Annotated in this window: 18 protein-coding genes and 2 pseudogenes; 5 read left to right on the forward strand and 15 right to left on the reverse strand. The window is 36.0% G+C overall.

Annotated features, from left to right (window positions below):
* Positions 1-9 precede the first annotated feature (9 nt).
* The 7 genes and pseudogenes from CKK03_RS19570 to CKK03_RS19600 all read right to left on the reverse strand — a co-directional run bounded on the left by CKK03_RS19570 (position 10) and on the right by CKK03_RS19600 (position 5,748).
* Positions 10-889, reverse strand: a pseudogene (locus CKK03_RS19570) (alpha/beta fold hydrolase).
* Between the two features lie 232 nt (positions 890-1,121).
* Complete coding sequence (locus CKK03_RS19575) at positions 1,122-1,841, reverse strand: nucleotidyltransferase domain-containing protein (protein WP_099364200.1); 720 nt, start codon at positions 1,839-1,841, stop codon at positions 1,122-1,124.
* A gap of 219 nt (positions 1,842-2,060) precedes the next feature.
* On the reverse strand, positions 2,061-2,408 hold the full coding sequence (locus CKK03_RS19580) for a VOC family protein (protein WP_099364293.1): 348 nt from the start codon (positions 2,406-2,408) through the stop codon (positions 2,061-2,063).
* A 32-nt stretch (positions 2,409-2,440) separates the two neighbouring features.
* Entirely contained in the window at positions 2,441-3,271 is an 831-nt protein-coding gene (locus CKK03_RS19585; protein ID WP_099364201.1) for a GNAT family N-acetyltransferase, read from the reverse strand.
* A gap of 218 nt (positions 3,272-3,489) precedes the next feature.
* Positions 3,490-4,728: a diaminopropionate ammonia-lyase gene (dpaL, locus tag CKK03_RS19590; protein ID WP_099364202.1), complete on the reverse strand. Its 1,239-nt coding sequence runs from the start codon at positions 4,726-4,728 to the stop codon at positions 3,490-3,492.
* 333 nt (positions 4,729-5,061) lie between these two features.
* On the reverse strand, positions 5,062-5,448 hold the full coding sequence (locus CKK03_RS19595; RefSeq protein ID WP_142354041.1) for a hypothetical protein: 387 nt from the start codon (positions 5,446-5,448) through the stop codon (positions 5,062-5,064).
* 78 nt (positions 5,449-5,526) lie between these two features.
* On the reverse strand, positions 5,527-5,748 hold the full coding sequence (locus CKK03_RS19600) for a hypothetical protein (RefSeq protein ID WP_099364204.1): 222 nt from the start codon (positions 5,746-5,748) through the stop codon (positions 5,527-5,529).
* A gap of 465 nt (positions 5,749-6,213) precedes the next feature.
* Between CKK03_RS19600 and CKK03_RS19605 the strand changes: the two genes are divergently transcribed.
* Positions 6,214-6,762, forward strand: a complete 549-nt coding sequence (locus tag CKK03_RS19605; RefSeq protein WP_099364205.1) for a DUF3231 family protein — start codon at positions 6,214-6,216, stop codon at positions 6,760-6,762.
* A gap of 124 nt (positions 6,763-6,886) precedes the next feature.
* On the opposite strand, the gene CKK03_RS19610 is transcribed toward CKK03_RS19605, so the two are convergent.
* From CKK03_RS19610 to CKK03_RS19635, 6 genes are all read right to left on the reverse strand, one after another.
* On the reverse strand, positions 6,887-7,708 hold the full coding sequence (locus tag CKK03_RS19610; protein WP_099364206.1) for a TIM barrel protein: 822 nt from the start codon (positions 7,706-7,708) through the stop codon (positions 6,887-6,889).
* A 36-nt stretch (positions 7,709-7,744) separates the two neighbouring features.
* A complete protein-coding gene (locus CKK03_RS19615; RefSeq protein ID WP_099364294.1) occupies positions 7,745-8,254 on the reverse strand; it encodes a GNAT family N-acetyltransferase in 510 nt (169 codons plus the stop codon).
* 91 nt (positions 8,255-8,345) lie between these two features.
* Entirely contained in the window at positions 8,346-8,792 is a 447-nt protein-coding gene (locus CKK03_RS19620) for a GyrI-like domain-containing protein (protein ID WP_099364207.1), read from the reverse strand.
* Positions 8,793-9,254: 462 nt separating this feature from the next.
* Positions 9,255-9,998: an SDR family NAD(P)-dependent oxidoreductase gene (locus CKK03_RS19625; protein ID WP_099364208.1), complete on the reverse strand. Its 744-nt coding sequence runs from the start codon at positions 9,996-9,998 to the stop codon at positions 9,255-9,257.
* 147 nt (positions 9,999-10,145) lie between these two features.
* Positions 10,146-12,260, reverse strand: a complete 2,115-nt coding sequence (locus CKK03_RS19630) for a glycoside hydrolase family 3 protein (protein WP_099364209.1) — start codon at positions 12,258-12,260, stop codon at positions 10,146-10,148.
* 48 nt (positions 12,261-12,308) lie between these two features.
* Positions 12,309-13,907, reverse strand: a complete 1,599-nt coding sequence (locus CKK03_RS19635) for a glucose PTS transporter subunit IIA (protein ID WP_245864214.1) — start codon at positions 13,905-13,907, stop codon at positions 12,309-12,311.
* A 298-nt stretch (positions 13,908-14,205) separates the two neighbouring features.
* Between CKK03_RS19635 and CKK03_RS19640 the strand changes: the two genes are divergently transcribed.
* A complete protein-coding gene (locus CKK03_RS19640) occupies positions 14,206-15,114 on the forward strand; it encodes a helix-turn-helix domain-containing protein (RefSeq protein WP_099364211.1) in 909 nt (302 codons plus the stop codon).
* 162 nt (positions 15,115-15,276) lie between these two features.
* Positions 15,277-15,447 (forward strand): imidazoleglycerol-phosphate dehydratase, encoded by a 171-nt coding sequence (locus CKK03_RS19645; RefSeq protein WP_099364212.1) that lies wholly within the window; start codon positions 15,277-15,279, stop codon positions 15,445-15,447.
* A gap of 260 nt (positions 15,448-15,707) precedes the next feature.
* On the opposite strand, the pseudogene CKK03_RS24030 reads toward CKK03_RS19645, so the two are convergent.
* Positions 15,708-15,791 (reverse strand): annotated as a pseudogene (locus CKK03_RS24030) (YjcZ family sporulation protein); the annotation flags it as partial.
* 334 nt (positions 15,792-16,125) lie between these two features.
* Positions 16,126-17,148 carry a DUF3231 family protein gene (locus CKK03_RS19655; RefSeq protein WP_099364214.1) on the reverse strand — a complete coding sequence of 341 codons (1,023 nt, stop codon included), beginning with the start codon at positions 17,146-17,148 and terminating at the stop codon, positions 16,126-16,128.
* Positions 17,149-17,351: 203 nt separating this feature from the next.
* Between CKK03_RS19655 and CKK03_RS19660 the strand changes: the two genes are divergently transcribed.
* Both CKK03_RS19660 and CKK03_RS19665 read left to right on the forward strand, forming a co-directional pair.
* Complete coding sequence (locus tag CKK03_RS19660; RefSeq protein ID WP_099364215.1) at positions 17,352-17,606, forward strand: WGxxGxxG family protein; 255 nt, start codon at positions 17,352-17,354, stop codon at positions 17,604-17,606.
* A gap of 260 nt (positions 17,607-17,866) precedes the next feature.
* Positions 17,867-18,169, forward strand: a complete 303-nt coding sequence (locus CKK03_RS19665; protein WP_099364216.1) for an EthD family reductase — start codon at positions 17,867-17,869, stop codon at positions 18,167-18,169.
* The last annotated feature ends 160 nt before the right edge of the window (positions 18,170-18,329 follow it).

Raw genomic sequence — 18,329 nt, forward strand, 5'->3', positions numbered from 1 at the left:
TTTTCTTTCCTATTTCTCTAAGCTTTTCCAAGTTTTAACTAGCCAATCTTCAAAAACAATTTTTTCTTCAAATTGTGGATAATGTGCAGATTTTTCAAAGACGATAAAGTCCTTAATAGGAGCATTTACGCTATCAAAATATGCTTTTGCTGATTTCGCAGATGTCATATAATCATATTTTCCCATAACAACATACAAAGGGATTTCTAAGCTGTTAACGATTGTTGTAATATCATTCTCCTTTTCTTCAGCGAGTAATATCCCTTGCGTGGCTGAAATCCCTTTTATATAACGAATAACATCTAGTAAATTGTATTCGGGATTTGTTAGAAATCCTATGTAATAATCCATATTATCGTTAATTAACCGCGATGCCCCGCCATACTTCCGAACCATATCTCTTGGGGTATGTGCTTCCAATTTTAATAGAATCTTCAAGAAGCTTGAGTTTATCTACATCCTTTTGATTTCCAGCTTTATTTGCTTCACTCATTGTATAGTTGAGACTATCTACTTCACTATTCATATAATTTGAAACTTGACCAATCCCGATATAAGCAGCATATTTATCAGGAACTTTATCTGGAGCCTTCATCCCTATATAGGTACCGAAAGAATGACCAATCAATAGAACCTTTTCTTGAGAAAATTCATCTCTTACAAAGTCTGTTAAAGCCAATAGATCCTCAACATGTTGATCCGAGGAAATAGTAGAATAATCCTCAAAGAATCGATATGATTTTCCACTCCCTCTTTGGTCATAATGAACAATCGTAAAATGCTCTTCGAGTAAATCTTGATACTTTCTCACATAAGGTATTTCAGAGCACCCCGGTCCACCGTGTACGAAAATGATAATTGGATTGTTTCGGTCTACACCTCTTATCATTACTTCAAGTTCTGTTCCGTTTATTTCTATGCTCTCTAATATAGCAATGCTGTTTTCCCCATCTATCTTAGGTGTCCAAGTAGGAAACAATAGAAGTAGAAGGATGAACAGAGTTATCGATATAAATAGAGTGGTTACTTTTCTTTTTCTTTTCACCTAGAATACTCCTTATCTACTTTTGGCCTTAGGAAAATCAACAAAACCTGCATATTCAGTCTATTCACCGTTCCCTTCACTTTTTCCCCAAAGAAAACCCATCAAACAATCGTCCCCCAAAGGGTTGCAAGACAGAATCAACTAATTCGATCACTTGATTTTTCTGACCATCCTTATAAAACATATCAAAAGCTTCTACAAAATGAGTGGCGAACTCTGAATCATAGTTTCTTAATGAACGAATGACCCATTTTGATGCACCAATCCATTGACGGTTTGTTCTCAGAACGAATTCGCTTATTAATTCCGCAAGTGTATTGGCTATAAATAGCTCTTCTGCTCTATCCGAACAACCTATAAAATCATCTAGTGCATCAGTAATAAAATATCGCTTTGTATTTATCGTCTCTGCTGACCATTCTTCTGGACCTTTATTTAATAGATCATTAGCCTCTTTTTTTATAGAATCCATTATTCCATCGTCTTTTATGACAATTCCTTCTGAAACCATCCTTGGCATTGAGGGTCTCGCTCTTTTATAATCCAATTCAAAAAAGTACTTATAAGTGGTTAAGTTGTGTACAAACACCTCAATAGCCCAGCCATAGTCTATTAAAGATTCTCTGAACGAGGAACTCAGTTTTTTATCGAAAATAACAATATCAAGGTCAGAGGTTTCTGTGGTTTCTCCTCTAATCACACTTCCTGCTAATAAAGCTCCTTGACAATTTGGAAAATACTCATCGATAAATTCATGTGCCGCTTCTATAGGGGTTAACTTATTGATATTCCCCATTGGTTTCACCTCTATTTAAGTTACTTACTATTTGTTCTACATGAAGGAGAAAAATACCTTTAGAGATTCCTTTCTTGTGCAACTAACTTGCTACGTTAATCAAATAACTCCAACCAAAAATAGCGATAATCCTTCTTGGATCATCGCACCTGTATGTTTTTATGTAATTTTCACAAACGTTACTAAACTACTCCATTTGTTTATAATAATGACAACCCTTTATTTCTCCCAAAGCTCAATCAATCTACCTTCAGGGTCTTTAATCCAAATAAACGTACCATAATCACCCGTCTCTTTTTCCTTTTCAAGAGGTACACCCATTTGTTCAAGATGTTTAATAGAATCATCAATATTTTCGACTTGGAAATTTAACATCACTTGCTGTTCTGTTGGAAAGTAAAGGTCATCCTCAGTAAAAAAAGAAAAAATCGTTTCATTTCCTGATTGTGGTTTAATAATTGTCCCATTCCAACCTTCAAATTCTAAATTCAAAACCTCACTGTACCATTTTTTGATTGCATCTACATTTTTAGTTCTCCAAAAGATTCCCCCGAAACCTTTTATCATCATAATAAACTTGCTCCCTTCTTTAAACTGATTCATTTGTTCAATTCCTTTAACTTAAATTCATATCCCTTATAGTTAAATACATTTCTGAATCCTATCTTCTCTGCAACGCCAATCGAAGGCTTGTTGGAATCCATACAATCCCAATATGGGACTAGATGATTAGCCAAGCAATCTTCTACGAATGTACGAGCTACTTTTTGTGCTATCTTTTTACCTTGATGCTCTTTCAACGTTTCAATGTCAATACAGTGAACATTTTCAACAACAAAACCTGAAAAACAGACACTTACAATTTCATTCTTGTAAACAACACAGTAACCAACGCCTTCATTTAAAAAAACCTCTGTTGAAGACCAAAACTCTTCAATTTTGGAATGTAAAAATTCATTATTTTTAATTGAGTTATTAGAAAGCACTTCACTCATTTTGACAATCTTATATCCTTCTTCACTAGTAAGTTCGTAGGTACCTTTATAATCTTCTTTTCGTAACGTATAAACTCTCTGACGCCAGCTTCCTAGGTTTCGATCTTTAAATACTTTTTTAATCGTTTCATCCCACTTACTATGATTACCAATACCCTCAAACCAAGTTAACCCTACCTTTCTTGCCTCTGGTACAATTACCGAATCAATAAAATGATTTAATTGGGTATTGAACCCTTCGTTCCTTTCATTTCCAATAAAAATAAATCCATCGTTATTGCCTAGCCAGATAAGTCCCGAAGTAGGAGAGTTAACATCATCTACAAAAATACGGCCTGGGTTTACTTCAACCACTGCTCTAGCTTCTATTTGACCTTCCTCATATAACAAGTCTTTGCATTTATAGAAGTCAGAGGTTTTCAATTCAGTTATCATTTACGTTCTCCTTACCTTCCCAAAAATATTAGTACAGGAAGCGGCTCACTGCTTCGTTTGCTAATTAACTTCAACAAAATGGTGCTTGAATCCTTCTTGGAACAAAGAACTACTTCTTATCGGCAACTAAAAAACCCGCTAACAACAGGGGTTAACGGGTTTCCTAATTTAAATTTTATTAAATTGTAGTGCCTTTGCAATCCATTACTAAACATTAATTAGACAGATGGATATGCCCCATCCCATACTACTTTGCGATAATGATCGGGATCTGTGTCACCTTCAGTGCTTATAATAAGAATCTTTGAATCTTGATTAAGGTTCAATTCATTTTTCATGTCTATAAGCCTAGTATTTTCAGCTACTAAACTAACCAATCCGATACCCACTGCTGCACCAGATTCACCTGAAACAATACGAGGGTCACAGCCCAGTGGATTGGCAAGAATCCGCATACCTCGTGATGCCGCATAGTCTGGGCAAGAAACAAAACTTTGAGCATAATCTTTTAAAATACCCCAAGAAGTTTTACTTGGTTCTCCACATGCTAAACCTGCCATAATCGTATCCAATGTACCCGTTACGGCATGTGGTTTCCCGTCGCCCACTCTCATAGATTGGTATAAACAATCCGCTTTATCTGGCTCCACGATAACTGTCATAGGACGTTCTTCTCCAAATTTCTCGACTAGATATCCGAGCATACTGCCTGCAAAAGAACCAACTCCTGCTTGTAAAAATACATGAGTGGGCCGATCATCAACTTCAGCAATCTGCTCCATTGCTTCATCTATGATTGTGAGATAACCCTCCATAATCCAGGCAGGAATTTCTTCATATCCGTCCCAGGCCGTATCCTGTACCAAGACCCAGCCATTTTCTTTAGCCTTTTGACTTGCCAACCTCACCGTATCATCATAGTTAAAGTCTGTGATCGAAGCTTCTGCTCCTTCTTTGCGAATATTCGTTAATCTGATTACCGAAGACCCTTTTGGCATATATACGACAGATTTTTGACCAAGCTCGTTTGCAGCCCATGCAATTCCTCTTCCATGATTTCCATCCGTTGCTGTTACAAAAGTAATGTCACCCAATTCCTCCTTTACTTTTTTACTCCTTAATTTTTCAAAAGATAGTTCTGAAATATCAACGTTTAATCGTTCTGCTAGATATTTACCAACAGCATAGGAACCACCTAATACTTTAAAAGCATTCAGTCCAAATCGATAAGATTCATCTTTAACCCAAATATTGCTAACTCCAAATTGTGTAGATAACTCAGCTAAGCTGTGAAGGGGCGTTACTTTATATTCTGGAAAACTTTTATGAAAGTTTCTTACCTTTTCGACTACTTCCCTATTCATAAATGCTGTAGATGCTTTCTCTGAATCTGTTTTTCTTGTATTTTCATTTACAAAATACTGAATATCTGTTTTTAGATCTATGAAAGTGGCCATTTTTAATCTCCTTTTATCATTTTTATTCTAAAATTGTAATGACCTCTATTACTACACCTGCATCTTTAGGTAGCTTAGATACCACAACACATCATCTAGCAGGATAGTTTTCTATAAAAAATTACCCATATACTTCATTAACTTTCCTGGAAACACTTACACTTTTTTATATAAGCTCGCGTCTATTAAACTCTTTTTAGAAAAGGCCTATTTTAACCACCTGCAATATATTTTATTCAATAAAAACACCCTTACTTCCGGCATTGAAATAAGGATTTCATACTGATTATGCAACTGAACCAAACAGAGGCTAACCTGCACCGCTTGTAAAAATTAGCCTTCGAGTAATTGCATATAATATAAAATTTCACCATTCTCCGTTTCGACTACTATGATTCCAGCACCCCCGTCATTCGTATCAAACAGGGTCGTTCCCTTAGGTAACTTGGTTGATGAGAAATTAGTAAAGAACAGAGAAGAATTTGTTACTTTTTTGATTTCCCCAATTTCTTTTCCTTTTTGAAATTTACTCTTATCTTTCTTATACCACTCAAGATTAGTGACATTATTGTACATAAAACCATTATATTTTAAAACATCCGCATCATGATTCAGTTTCAGAACATCTCTCGCAGTCACTTTACCACCATCCGCACTACAGCTAACAAGCAAAATGCAAGACACAAACGTAAATAAAAATAGAATAACTGATTTCCTCATGACCTCCCCCTTTTTATGTAGACGGTAATGATCCATCAAAAGTTACCTCTTCAATTAACCTATTGGCTTATCGCACCCTTATTTACGTTTTAAATCTTCTTCTATAGGATTCTTTTTTAGAATAAAAAATTCTCTAATAAATGCACCTAAAGACAATGAACTTAAAATAACGATGAATAACCCTACAACTCTAACAAAGTTGAAGGGGGAAAAAATAATTTGGATACTTCCCGATATAATTAAAATCCCAAATAAAATAAATCCCATTATTAACTGCTTTTTTACCCTATTCCCTTCCATCTTTTATCTCCCCCATCATTAAACATACCTGCTTCGTTTGTGGAACTCCAAGAAAACTATCATAGCAGCAAACTGTTTAAACTATCTACGATCGTTAAGACCCACAAATCGAACTGCGTAATACATGCTTTGTCTATTTTTGATAATACTAAAATAATTAAAATGCCCAAGGTAGTGTGATTAAGGTGTCCATAGATGAAATTACTAATAGAATGTTAAAAGTGTTTTCTAATTTACCCCATGATGCTTTGAAACGTGATTGCAAAAAGTAAATTATTCAACACAAAATATCACTTTTGAAAAAGTTAGTCGAGGTAAAACCTATTTTCAACAATGAAAGTGTTCCTTAATGACTTTGAACTGCGTACTAACCCTGTTATAAAAAACTGAAAAACTTGAATGCAGTATTATGTACATGGTAATAAATAAACTAAAAGTAATACCCAATTATGGAGGTATAATAATTTGACTAATCCATTAGAGTCAGTAATTGCCATAATTAAGAACTTTATTGATGAGGAACCCAAGCCTCCTTTACATGTTGGTGAAGTAATGGACTTATGGACAGCATATACTGCGTTCAATGAAGCACATGTCCTTTATCAAGTTGGACTAAATACAACAACCGATACAGATTTAAAACATGCCTTGCAATCTGCCTATAATTCCAGCAATGCAGATTCTAAAAAAATTGAACATTTCCTAATGAAAGAAGGAGTTCCTTTACCAACTTTAAGCTCACCAAAGCCAGTATCAAAAGCCGATTCCGTTCCAGAAGGGGTAAAACTAACTGATGATGAAATAGCAAATTTAATAGCTGTGAAGATAGGTGCTTCAATTACATTTTGTGCCCAAGCTATGAGTAAAACTGTTAGGACAGATGTTGGTTTATTGTTTTTTGAGATGCAGGTAAATCTCATGAGATACGCTGCACCATTTAAAAACCTTATGAAACAACGAGGCTGGCTAAAAGTCCCACCAAAATATACACCACCTGGAGCTCCAGAAAGATAATTCAGCTTATTTATTAAAAAACACTGGCTAATATTTTTTTCAATTAGTCTAGTGTTTTTTTCCAATAGGTTTTTACCTATGCTATTAATGCTTACTTCAACAAAGCATAGTTTTTCTTATTAGGTCAGCCTCGAATTATATCCTTTACCCAGCTAATTCCCTCATTAACAAATGCTTCTGTTGGATTTGTATGTGGTGTATGTTCAAAAATAAAATACACACCCGAACTTTTCGAGAGCTTATAAATTAATTCCCTTACCTTAAAATGTGAATTGTCAGTTTCATGGGATGGGTGTACAGGTACCCATATGTATTTATTACTATGAAACTCTACATTATGTAAATGAACGACCTTTATATGCTTTTTCCACTTTTCTATATAATCTAACACCATATCACCAGTCGCTAATAAGTAATCCCCTATATCTATGCAAAGTTTGATTCCATACTTGTCCCAAACCTCAATCGAAAAATGATCAAGTGCTCTAATTCCAAACCTAGATCTATTAAGACCTAGTTTCGGTTCACAAACAATTGTTATGGAATATCTTTCTTGTAGGATACGAAATCGTTTTAAGCCATTTTCAATCATTTCAGTCGTATCTATGTCTGTTCCTTCTTTAAAATAAGGAAAGTGAACTAATATATATTCAGCCCCTAATTGGGACATATATTTAACTTCAGATTCAAACTGTTCCCAAGCCTGTTCTGGTTCATATTGAACCTTTTCCACCAAATCATATTTACTTTGATTTCTATACAAAGGGGAATGAAGTCCAAATGTAACATTTTTCTTATGTAAAAGTTCCAAGAAATGATGTAAAGACTCTTCGCTCGGAAACTCACCAATCTCAATATGACTAACATTTTCATTATTAAATAATAGAGGGAATTTATCCGTTTCTGTCATAATTACACTTCCAGAAAGTCCTATACAGTTATTCATTTTTTACTGTTCTCTCCTCCCATAGTTAAAGCATATTTAATACTGTTTTATGATCTTTTGATACTTACTATGTCCATCGGTTATTCCAACTAGTTCAAAGTCATTGTCCTTATAAAAGTGATTTAGTTTACTATTATCTGCAACACAATCTAACTTGAGATATTTTTTATCACTTACGGTGTCTTGTATCCACGTCAATATACTTTTACCTACACCTTTCTTCATATAAGTAGGTTTAATGGCAATTCTATGTAGATAAAGAGATTCTGAAGAATGGTCACTTCCCCAGATATGCTTATCCCATTCGCTTTGTTTAGATAATAGTGTGAAGGTAGCCACTAATTCCATATCTTTCAAAACAATGTATGTTTCTTGATTTTGAATACCTTGTTTAATCTCTTCATCATCACCACCATCTAATAGATACCTCCATTGGTTTATTTCGTTCTCTTTCATCCATTGAGCTATCTGCTTTAACATTTTTATAATTTCATTACTATCGTCATTTGCAGCAATTTTTATTGTAAAACCTTCAACATTTTCCAATCTCATTTTTACCTCCGTTTAAATTACTTTTTTATTCCTTGTAAAACCAACAAATTTGTCCGTCTTTTTAGTAGATTTTTGAATTGTACTTTTAAGCTTGAATTGGTAAATAAATCTGTACTTCTTCTTCAGTTTCACCCATAGGGTGATAGGTCTCGATTATATAAGAATTGAGGTCTCTTTGATATCCTTGTTCTGCTGCCCAATTTAATAAATTCAAATGAAGTTCTCCCAATTTTGAGATATTCCCTCGTGTAGTTATGTAACGATTAGTTGTCTCTATATAATCCATTCCTGTTGGTAGGTCATTTGATTTCTCGCTCACAATTAACCCTACATAATAATGGCCTATCTTATGATCCTCATCCTTTTTAGGCTCAAATAATGCAATTTCTGTATCCGTTCGATTTTGAATTTCGTTTGAGCGACTTAATAGTTTTTTTGCAAGTAAGGGTACTTCATTACCAAAATTAACAAACTCGCCACTCCCTTTTAATCCAACAAGTTTAAATTCTTTATCAACCACCATAAACGACATCCAAACCTCTCCTATCCCAAAATGAAATTCCAGATTGTTCTAATTTTACTTATTCAATAAAAACTCCTTACTTCCTGCATCGAAGTAAGGAGTTCATACTGATTTATGGCACTGTTATTAATCGAAACTGTGCAAACAGATGAAAGTGATGGTGGTCCAGGTGCTTTAGAGTAATATCACTATCCTGATATTAGGAGGTTGGTGGTACTCCACAAGCTTTGGAATAGCACCACTTTCCTGTTTTTAGGAGGTTGATGCTACTCCACGAGCTCTGGAGGATTGCCACTTTCCTGTTTTTAAGAGGTTGGTGGTACTCCACGAGCTTTGGAATAGCACCACTTTCCTGTTTTTAGGAGATTGGTAGTACTCCAGGCGTTTTATTAGGCATTCTCACACCCTTTTCCTAATCACAAAAAAAATCACAGGTCTCACTCACCTGTGATTTTTCTCTAATCTAATCGATTATAAGTCTGAAATCATTCCACCATCCACTACAAATTGAGCTCCTGTAGAATAGCTAGAATCATCCGAAGCAAGGTATACAACTAAATTAGATACTTCCACTACTTCTGCTCTTCTTCTTAGTGGAATATCTTGTTCAAGTTGTTTTAGATACTCTTCTACATCCGGTTGATCCGCCATCGGTGTTTTGATAATTCCTGGGTGTACAGAATTTACACGGATGTTAAATTGGCCAAGCTCAGTAGCTGCACCTTTTGTCATACCCGTTACCGCATGTTTAGAAGCACTATATGCAATAGCCGTTGGTGCACTCACTAATCCATCTACAGATGAAATATTAACAATGGAACCTACACCCGCTTTTTTCATTGAAGGTAAAACTTTTTGCATGCCTAAGAATACGCCAAGCTCATCTACTTTAAATGTTAATTCAAAGTCTTTTACAGTAAGTTCTTCTAATGTTTTGAAAATCCCAATCCCTGCGTTATTGACTAACACATTGATAGGTCCAAATGCTTCTTCTGTTTTTGCGACAACATCAATCCAATTCTCTTCACTAGATACATCAAGTTTAAGAGCGATTGCGTTTTCCCCTAGTTCATCGGCAAGTTTTTGTGCACCTTCCACGTTAAGGTCTGTAATCGCTACTTTTGCTCCTTCTTCCACGAATTTACGAGCATGCATAGCACCCATGCCTTGTGCTGCACCTGTAATGATTGCTACTTTACCGTCTAATTTACCCATTATGTATTCCTCCAATTTTTAAAAATAACTTATCTTGTGTCTTAACTATTATTTGTCGATCAACTTTTCTTTACTCTTATTAATTTTGCAAGTAGGAAGCCTGTCCCTATTCGTACTAAGGTACAGGCCCTACATTTGAACAATTCTTCAATATTTCAACCCATGCCCAAGCTTATAAACATTGCCGTCACTGTCTTTATACGCATAGGTCATTCCGGCTGGCATGTATTTGTCTTTGTCATATCCTGGTACGTCATTAGGAGATACACAATCGCCATTTTGGTAAACAGCTATTACTTCTTCACTAGCTGGTAAGGTTAATGGTAAAACACCAGATGGCTTGTGGTTCCCTGCAATCACTTCAAGCTGTGCATTGTAGAATGTATCGTATCCTGAAACTAGTGCGTCGGCCATTGGTTCAACATTTCTTAAAATCCAAGGAAGGATAATATTGACACTCATCACAACTTTACCGCCGCGGCCTTGCACACTTTCCACTACATCTTTTAGATGGTCTAATCCACTTAAAGTCGTTTCCTGATACAATGTACCATCGATCGCTGAGTTTACTTTATCCTCACATATATCAAGCTCAAGTAAGCCTGGTGTTGCATTAAAGTATGAACCAGATTTTGGTTGTAAGAACAGAATCGCTGTATCAGCTTCTTCATGGTTGTCTGTTAACGTAAAGAGGCCGAGTTCTTTCGCTTCATTTCTTGCTTTTTCCGTAAAAGAAGTTGCTCTTTCTTGATCTTTATGGAACACTTCAATGTACACCTTTTTTCCATCCAGCTTGTCCGCTGTGAGTGGCAAGGTTTCATTTGAATTTTTCAGTACGGTCACTGATTTTTTATGCGCTTCGTATGCAGCATCCCAATGTGCTTTTGTGTTTACAACCTCAGTTGCATTTGCTGGGTCATTGTATGTGCGGTCATCAAATAGACCTAAAGCGAACATTTCTGTTAACAGACGTACATTGGACTCATTGATTCGTTTTTCACTGATCCAGCCTTTACTAATCGCTAATTTCAAATTTTCAATATCGTTCGTATCAGCAATCAAATCGGTACCTGCATTAATCGCTTTCGCAAAGCGTTCTCCTTCACTGCTCTTTTCCATTCCCCAACTCATGTTATTAATAATTCCACTATCACTATTCACATAGCCCTTAAATCCAAGTTTTCCACGAAGGATATGGTCAATGAAATAACGATTAAACGTAAATCCAACCTCTTCGAATGGGATTTCTTCCCCTTCAAATTCCTGCACCACACTCTTCTTAATACTTGGAATCGAGTAGTACGGCATGATGGAAGATGTTCCATGTTCTGCCGCTGCTCTAAATGGAGGTAAATGGTATTTTTCTAAGCTGCCCGGAGTTGGGTATAGATTCCATTTTCCTTCCTCATAGTGAGGGTCAAAGCCATTTTCTCTCGCTCCCCCACCAGGGAAATGCTTCGTTGTCATCGCAATACTATCTTTTCCTAATGTTTCTCCTTGGAACTCGTCAAGGATACGACCGATTACATCAGCAATAAACTCTGGATCTTCTCCAAACGTTCCATACGTACGTTGCCATCTTGGATCGGTCACCACATCTGCCATATACATATAGCCTTTTCTTAAGCCAGTGGCATTCCATTCTTTTCGGGCAATACTCGCAAATTCACTAATTAAAGAAGCATCGCCACCATTTTGGATATCGCCCTTTGCGGCTGCCGCCAACCCTAATGTTCCTGGCCAAGTAGAGAAGATTCCGATTGCATCGTTCATACCGAAGACGGCTTCACCATTCTCATTTCTCGAGTTCGACGCAACAAGTACAGGAATCCCTAAGCGTGTTCCTTCCGCTACTTCATTCATCGCGTTAACCCATTCCGCCATTTCAGCTGGAGTAAAGTTATCTCTTAAAATGAAGTGTCGTAGATGTCTGTTTGCAATCGTATGAGTCGTTCCGTATACCTTGCTGGTAGCGAAAATCGTTTCTCCTCTTTCGATAATACTTTCATCTAGAACACCGTCATGGCTTGTCTTGCTTTTATCTTCCTGGGCAAGTCCCATTTTCCTGGAATTGATCAGCATCATCCCGATTTTTTCATCGATATTCATCAAAGAAACAAGATTTTCTGCACGTTCTTTCGGGCTTAAACGCCAATCTTCATAAGGATCAAGCTTGCCATTGTTATTTAAATCTTTAAATTTCAAACCTTCATGTTCAATCAGTTTCTTCGTTCTAACTTGTAATTCTGGTTGCTTTTGCATGTAACTTCCTCCTCATAGGGTTCATTAAGTTTCAACCATCGGTTTTTGCTAAGCATCAAGTCTCATAACTTCATCATCATTTGCCTCAACATTACCCGATTTCATTGGTTTCACTTCTACATACTCTTCTGTGTTGGTAATCACGATTGGTGTTTTCAGATCATATCCAGCTGCTTTAATTTTTTCGATGTCAAATTCAATAAGGATGTCGCCTTTTTTCACTTCATCCCACTGTTTTACATGGGAAGTGAAATATTTGCCTTTCAACTGAACCGTATTTTCACCAATATAGATTAAAATCTCAGCCCCACCATTTGATGTAATTCCAATCGCATGTTTACTTGCGAATAATGTGGTTACGACTCCATCTACTGGAGAAATGATAGCCCCTTTTGTTGGTTCAATGGCAATCCCCTTTCCTACAACTTCTGTTGAAAAAAGTGGATCTGCTAATTGATTTAATGGAACGATTTTACCCGTTAATGGACTTGCAATGATTTCTTTTTTTACATTTCTTAACCCAAATACTTTATTTGTCTTTTCAACAACTGCTAGGTCATGCTTGCCTTCATATCCAAATACAATCGTTAGCATCATTGCTATTAGTAATGAAGCGAACACACCTATTGCGAAAATTCCGATTGGTGAAAATACAGGAATCGACAAGAAACTTGGAAGTGCAAATGCCGTTGCTGATACTCCTAGTGCTCCGTTGATTGCCCCACCAACAGCTCCAGCTATCCCAACGTATAACATGGTTCGTTTATAACGGACGAGAATACCATAAGTGATAATTTCGGTTGTCCCTGCTAAAGCACTTGGGAGAAGCCCTGACCCAGCAAGTGTTTTCAACTTTTTATCTTTTGTTTTAAAGAATACGCCAAGCCCCATACCGATTTGGGCAAATGGTGCCGCTGCTGCCATTGCGATAATTGGATCAAGACCCGTTGCACCAAGATTGGCAATGGCGATTGGAATAACTGCCCAATGAAGCCCTAATATCGTAAGGAAAGACCATGCCGCTCCTAATACAGCTCCTGTAACTAATCCACTTTGACCACTTAAAAACTGAATAATGAATGCTAAGCCTTGACCCACATACGTCCCAAATGGACCAAAAATAAGGATTGTTAATGGTACGATAATCAGTAAAGAAATCATCGGATTAATAAACATCTGTAAGTCTTTATAAATCACTTTTTTCAAGATCTTATCTAAAAATGCATAAATCGATGCAGCGATTAAAATCGGAAACACGGTTGATGAATAACTAGCCAATAAAACCGGAATTCCTAAGAATGAAACATCCTGAGCCTGTGAAGTGACTAAACTCACATAATTTGGTTCTAATAATGCTGCCCCAATTGCTGCTCCCACAAATCCATTTGCCCCAAGTTTGTTTGCCATTGTAAAACCGAGGAAGATAGGAAAAAAGTAAAAAACAGCATGTCCAGCAGCTGAAAGAATCGCATAGGTACCGCTTTCAGCGGAAACCCAACCTAATGACTTTAAAATAGATAACAAAGCCGAAATTAAGCCAGATCCGGCTAGCACTCCTAAAATGGGTGCAAAACTTCCACTAATTGCGCCTAATAGTTTATTTACGACTGTTTCCTTTTTCTCTACAGTAGTATCATTGTTTTTCAAGGTCATGTCCTCCTAGTTGTGTTTCTTTGCTAAGTAAAAATACTATTTCAAATTCATCATAGAGGAATAAAAAGAAGTAGATTCAGACTAACTAAACATAATTTCTAGTACCTCTATTAAAATCTCCCAAAGACAGGGCTTTCATTTGCAAAAATTTTACGCCTAGATAGGGCTTTCATTTCCTCTAAGACTTCTTTTTTCTTAGATTATAGTGATATAATATCAAGGAATTACATGAAATAAATTGTTATTTTTGCTGATAATATTGTATATCTTGCTATTGTAAAAGGAGCATATTATGAAAGAATCGACATTTATGCCAGTCTTAAATGAGAATTTCGAGGTTTATTATTGGAGTAATAAATATAAATCCCATGATTGGGGCAGAAAGCCTGACAAATCTTTAGAAAATTATTCTGATATCGAGCCTTTATTCCGCTTGCACAGTCATGACGCAATGGAGATTCTCGTATTCTTAGGTGGTGAATGTGAATTTTTTTGTGAAGGACAAATTTATTCACTAACCAAAGGGGATGTTGTCATCATTCCCCCTTATGCTGTACACAAAGCAGAAGTACTTGATTTCGACAACTATGAAAGAATCGTATCGACCATCAGCAAATCATTATTGGCTGATTTCTTATCTATTTCTCCCTTCATGAGTGATAGCATCATACATCATAAAACGCAGGGTTCTTACGTCGTCCATCTCCACACCAAAAATTTGAAGGAAATTCTCTCGCTCTTCCAAGAAATCAGTAATCGCATAAAAGGGAATAGTGACCCTTATTCATTTGCATCCCATTATTTATTATTTCGAGCGATGGAAATTATCTTAAATCCAGCTAGTAGTGAGCTCATGAGTAGTCTAAACAGTGAGGCAGATCAGCGTCTACATGCCATACTCAAATACATTGAAGAACATTTGACGGATTCAGAGATGAATTTAGACAACGTCTCAAGTCATTTTCATTTAAACAAGTATTATTTTTCCCATTATTTTAAAGAAAACATGAAAGTACCCTTTTATCGTTATGTATTATTGAAACGACTTGCTACCGCCGTTGCCTTAATCAAACAAAATGAGCTCTCAATCGAAGAAATTGCCACCAAATGTGGGTTTCAAGACTACTCTAGCTTTTATAGACTTTTTAAAAAGGAATATAATGTATCTCCTAAAAACTTACAAAAGGAGTTTAGGAAGTAGTCATTTTCAATTGGACCGATCGATGTTTAGGAAATGAAAAAACGCCAAGAAACCTGAGCGTTTTTTGCATGAAGGCTTAATTTTTTGAGATATTATCGGTTATTACATGAAAATTAAAAAGCTTGGAATGATAATAATGCATTTGAAATGGAGGTGTAAATGATGACAAAACGTAAAAATAAAGGTAGTCAGAATCAAACTTCACCGAGAAATGGTGGAAAATTAGAAACGGAATTTGGCCAAGATATGGCTAGCGGTGATAATAATAAAGGTACTGAATATAACTCCAAACGTGGAAGTAAATCTCAACTAAAAAACCCAAATAATCATTAAATTCAAAGGAACCACCTTGGTTCCTTCTTCTTTAGATTATTTTTTGAACACGGTATGTAAAATAGATATACACAACTAGAATAAACAAAATCTACCCTCACTTAAATTAAATTTCACTACTATGGAAGACAAAATAAACATTCCTCTCCTGCTTGCCCAAAAAAGAAAAAACAGATCATAAAAAAATGATCTGTCTTAATGGAGAATTAACCCCAAAATCCTCCACCATATCCGTAACCTCCTCCGTAACCACCAGATCCAACATACGCTGAACCTACGATGATTAAAAGGATAAACAAAACAACGATTAAAGCAAATCCTGATCCATATCCACCTGAACTCATGAAATGTCACCTCCAAATTCATTAATAACTCATACTATGCAACCCATACTTTATTTGTATGGGTGTTTAAAATACTTAAATGAAAAGTGATCCTTCAATTCATAAAAATCCTGATAACCACCCAAGATAATAACATTAGACAATACTACAAAGAAAAACTTAAACAAGGCATGTGAAGGTACGGTAAATTCGAACTTTCTACGTTTGTTCGAAACTTACCAAGTATAAACGGTAATCCTGTAGTTTAAGAGAAGTTCTCCAAAGGTATCAGGAGATAAGGCTAATCTATCTAAAAAGTCCTTATGCTGATATGCATAAGGACTTAAAATGGTTGTTATAATTGTTTCTTTCTTCTTATTAATTCATCTCTATCGGAAGCCATCGGGGGCTGTTCTAACCAACCATTTTTTATCATAATATTAGCTCCATCCTCAGCATACAACTGAACCTCTAAGGATAGCCTGTTATACATGGTACTTAAATCAGCTCTAGGGCTTTGACTTACAGCTGTACCGTAATACCCTACGCTCAAAGTAATTAATCCAGATGTGAAATACATCATAAGTTTATCGGAAAATGTATGCGCTGTACTATTGGTTATTTCAGAATCCCACCCCATAGGTGCCGGGAGTTTACTTTCCTCTAACTTACCTCTAAATAATTTTATATGTTTATTCCCAACTTCTAACCCTTTTAAAAAGAATTGTTTTACATCCTTATCTCCTGCAACTTGACTGAAACCAGTAAGGGTCGCTACTCCCAAAGCGTTTCTTTGGAGATTAAAGAATAAATTAGCTACTTCAGCAGCCGTTAATGGCCTTTTCTCTCCAACCACATCTAACATAAACCATTGCTTTTTCACAAATTCAACCTTCTCCAAATTGGGCAAACTTGGGGGCCTAACAAATATTCCTTTTGACAATAATAAATCGGTTGACTTTTTATATAATTGCATGGCTTCACTAAGACATTCCATGTAATAGTTTTTAATATCATCTCTAACAGATGCTGCCACACTCCCAGCATACGAAGTAAGTCCAACCTTAGACATTTGGTTTATAAAATTTAGTGCAAAACTGTCTGAATAAAGCCTAGGAGCGGTTACGTCCACATCCTCTTTTAAACTAAAACCACATGGAACAACATGTTTTTCCTCTGATAAAATGGCGGTGATTTGTTGAATATGTGATTCAGATAACTCTAAAGCAAATTTAATGATAGGCTTAGTTTCATCATCTTCCGCTTTTTCTAAAAAATACGAAAGGACACATATGCTTGCGCTATCATTTAAGTATTGAATCCAAAGTTGAGCAATCTCACCTGCTGTTAGCCTGATCTGACTTCCCTTTCCCTCCATAAGTAACCTCCAAAAAAGTTATACTAAAAACTAACTTCCCCATAAATTACTAATCGTATGTATTCGTTACATAAATAACAAACGTTTGAATTTGGCCCATTAAGTGTACAGCTTCACAATATCTATTAACATTAAATACCTCTTGAATAATTATTCATGCAATTAAAAAAATTAATGTAAATAAATATGAAAGGAGGGAAACCATGTCTAAAAAATTTCTTTTTTCATTTTGTACTTTTCTTTTTACTGCAATGCTTTTAGGTATGTCAACTGTCCAAGCCACAGATTTTAGCGATAACGCTGGTAGCGAAGTCACTCATTTTGCACAAAATGGTAATGACACGGCTAACGCTGATGATGACGACGACGACATGGATTGGGGCTGGATTGGATTACTTGGGTTAGCTGGTCTTTTAGGATTAAGAAGGAAATACAACGACCAAGGAAATAACAGATAATCCAGTACAACTTTGACGCTTAAATTGAGCAATTATTAATATCTAATACACAAGAATAGGGTCTCAACAGGGATCCTTTTCTCTATTCTCTCTTTTGGGTTATCTGTATTGATTAGCCTTTTTTATTTTGCTCTATCCTCCTACCTCGATATTTTCTTTCCACTATCCTGCACCGTTAGCACAAGAATGTGTATGAATCGCATTGGTATATAAAAAAGTAAAAAAGAATATAGTTTACTAGAATGGAGGAGTGAAAGATTATGGCGAAGATGATCATTATGTATGAGGAACCAAAGGATAAGGAAAAGTTTGATAAGCATTATTTCGATGTTCATGTTCCACTAGGAAGAAAAATACCAAATATCATGAAAGATTCTGTTCATCGTGTAGTGAATTCCCAAGGGAGTGATTTAAACCTCTATCTGGTTACCATACTAGAATTCGAAAACATGGAGAAATTAATGGAGGCCTTTAACAGCCCAGAAGCAAAACAAGCGGAACAAGACGGTGCAAACTTCTTCCACTACCTACACAAACCACCCATTATCACTATCGTAGAATAGGGTCGAAGGGACAGGTCCCGCGTCCCAGTCCATACTTAAATCGATGGGTTGGCATCCCTTATTATCTTCTTTTTAATACAAATAAGAGCCCACAGTGGGAAATCAAATTCCATCTGTGGGCGCAACAAAGATTGTTTTTTCGTTTCTCAAATCAAGCATG

Origin of the sequence: Fredinandcohnia onubensis (genome assembly GCF_002734215.1) — a bacterium.
GTDB lineage: Bacteria > Bacillota > Bacilli > Bacillales > Bacillaceae_L > Ferdinandcohnia > Ferdinandcohnia onubensis.

Coding starts and splice junctions, on each gene's coding strand:
- CKK03_RS19575 (WP_099364200.1), bottom strand. CDS start 1,841: ATGGGGAATATCAATAAGTTAACCCCTATAGAAGCGGCACATGAATTT.
- CKK03_RS19580 (WP_099364293.1), bottom strand. CDS start 2,408: ATGATAAAAGGTTTCGGGGGAATCTTTTGGAGAACTAAAAATGTAGAT.
- CKK03_RS19585 (WP_099364201.1), bottom strand. CDS start 3,271: ATGATAACTGAATTGAAAACCTCTGACTTCTATAAATGCAAAGACTTG.
- dpaL (WP_099364202.1), bottom strand. CDS start 4,728: ATGGCCACTTTCATAGATCTAAAAACAGATATTCAGTATTTTGTAAAT.
- CKK03_RS19595 (WP_142354041.1), bottom strand. CDS start 5,448: ATGAGGAAATCAGTTATTCTATTTTTATTTACGTTTGTGTCTTGCATT.
- CKK03_RS19600 (WP_099364204.1), bottom strand. CDS start 5,748: ATGGAAGGGAATAGGGTAAAAAAGCAGTTAATAATGGGATTTATTTTA.
- CKK03_RS19610 (WP_099364206.1), bottom strand. CDS start 7,708: ATGAATAACTGTATAGGACTTTCTGGAAGTGTAATTATGACAGAAACG.
- CKK03_RS19620 (WP_099364207.1), bottom strand. CDS start 8,792: ATGTCGTTTATGGTGGTTGATAAAGAATTTAAACTTGTTGGATTAAAA.
- CKK03_RS19625 (WP_099364208.1), bottom strand. CDS start 9,998: ATGGGTAAATTAGACGGTAAAGTAGCAATCATTACAGGTGCAGCACAA.
- CKK03_RS19630 (WP_099364209.1), bottom strand. CDS start 12,260: ATGCAAAAGCAACCAGAATTACAAGTTAGAACGAAGAAACTGATTGAA.
- CKK03_RS19640 (WP_099364211.1), top strand. CDS start 14,206: ATGAAAGAATCGACATTTATGCCAGTCTTAAATGAGAATTTCGAGGTT.
- CKK03_RS19645 (WP_099364212.1), top strand. CDS start 15,277: ATGACAAAACGTAAAAATAAAGGTAGTCAGAATCAAACTTCACCGAGA.
- CKK03_RS19655 (WP_099364214.1), bottom strand. CDS start 17,148: ATGGAGGGAAAGGGAAGTCAGATCAGGCTAACAGCAGGTGAGATTGCT.
- CKK03_RS19660 (WP_099364215.1), top strand. CDS start 17,352: ATGTCTAAAAAATTTCTTTTTTCATTTTGTACTTTTCTTTTTACTGCA.
- CKK03_RS19665 (WP_099364216.1), top strand. CDS start 17,867: ATGGCGAAGATGATCATTATGTATGAGGAACCAAAGGATAAGGAAAAG.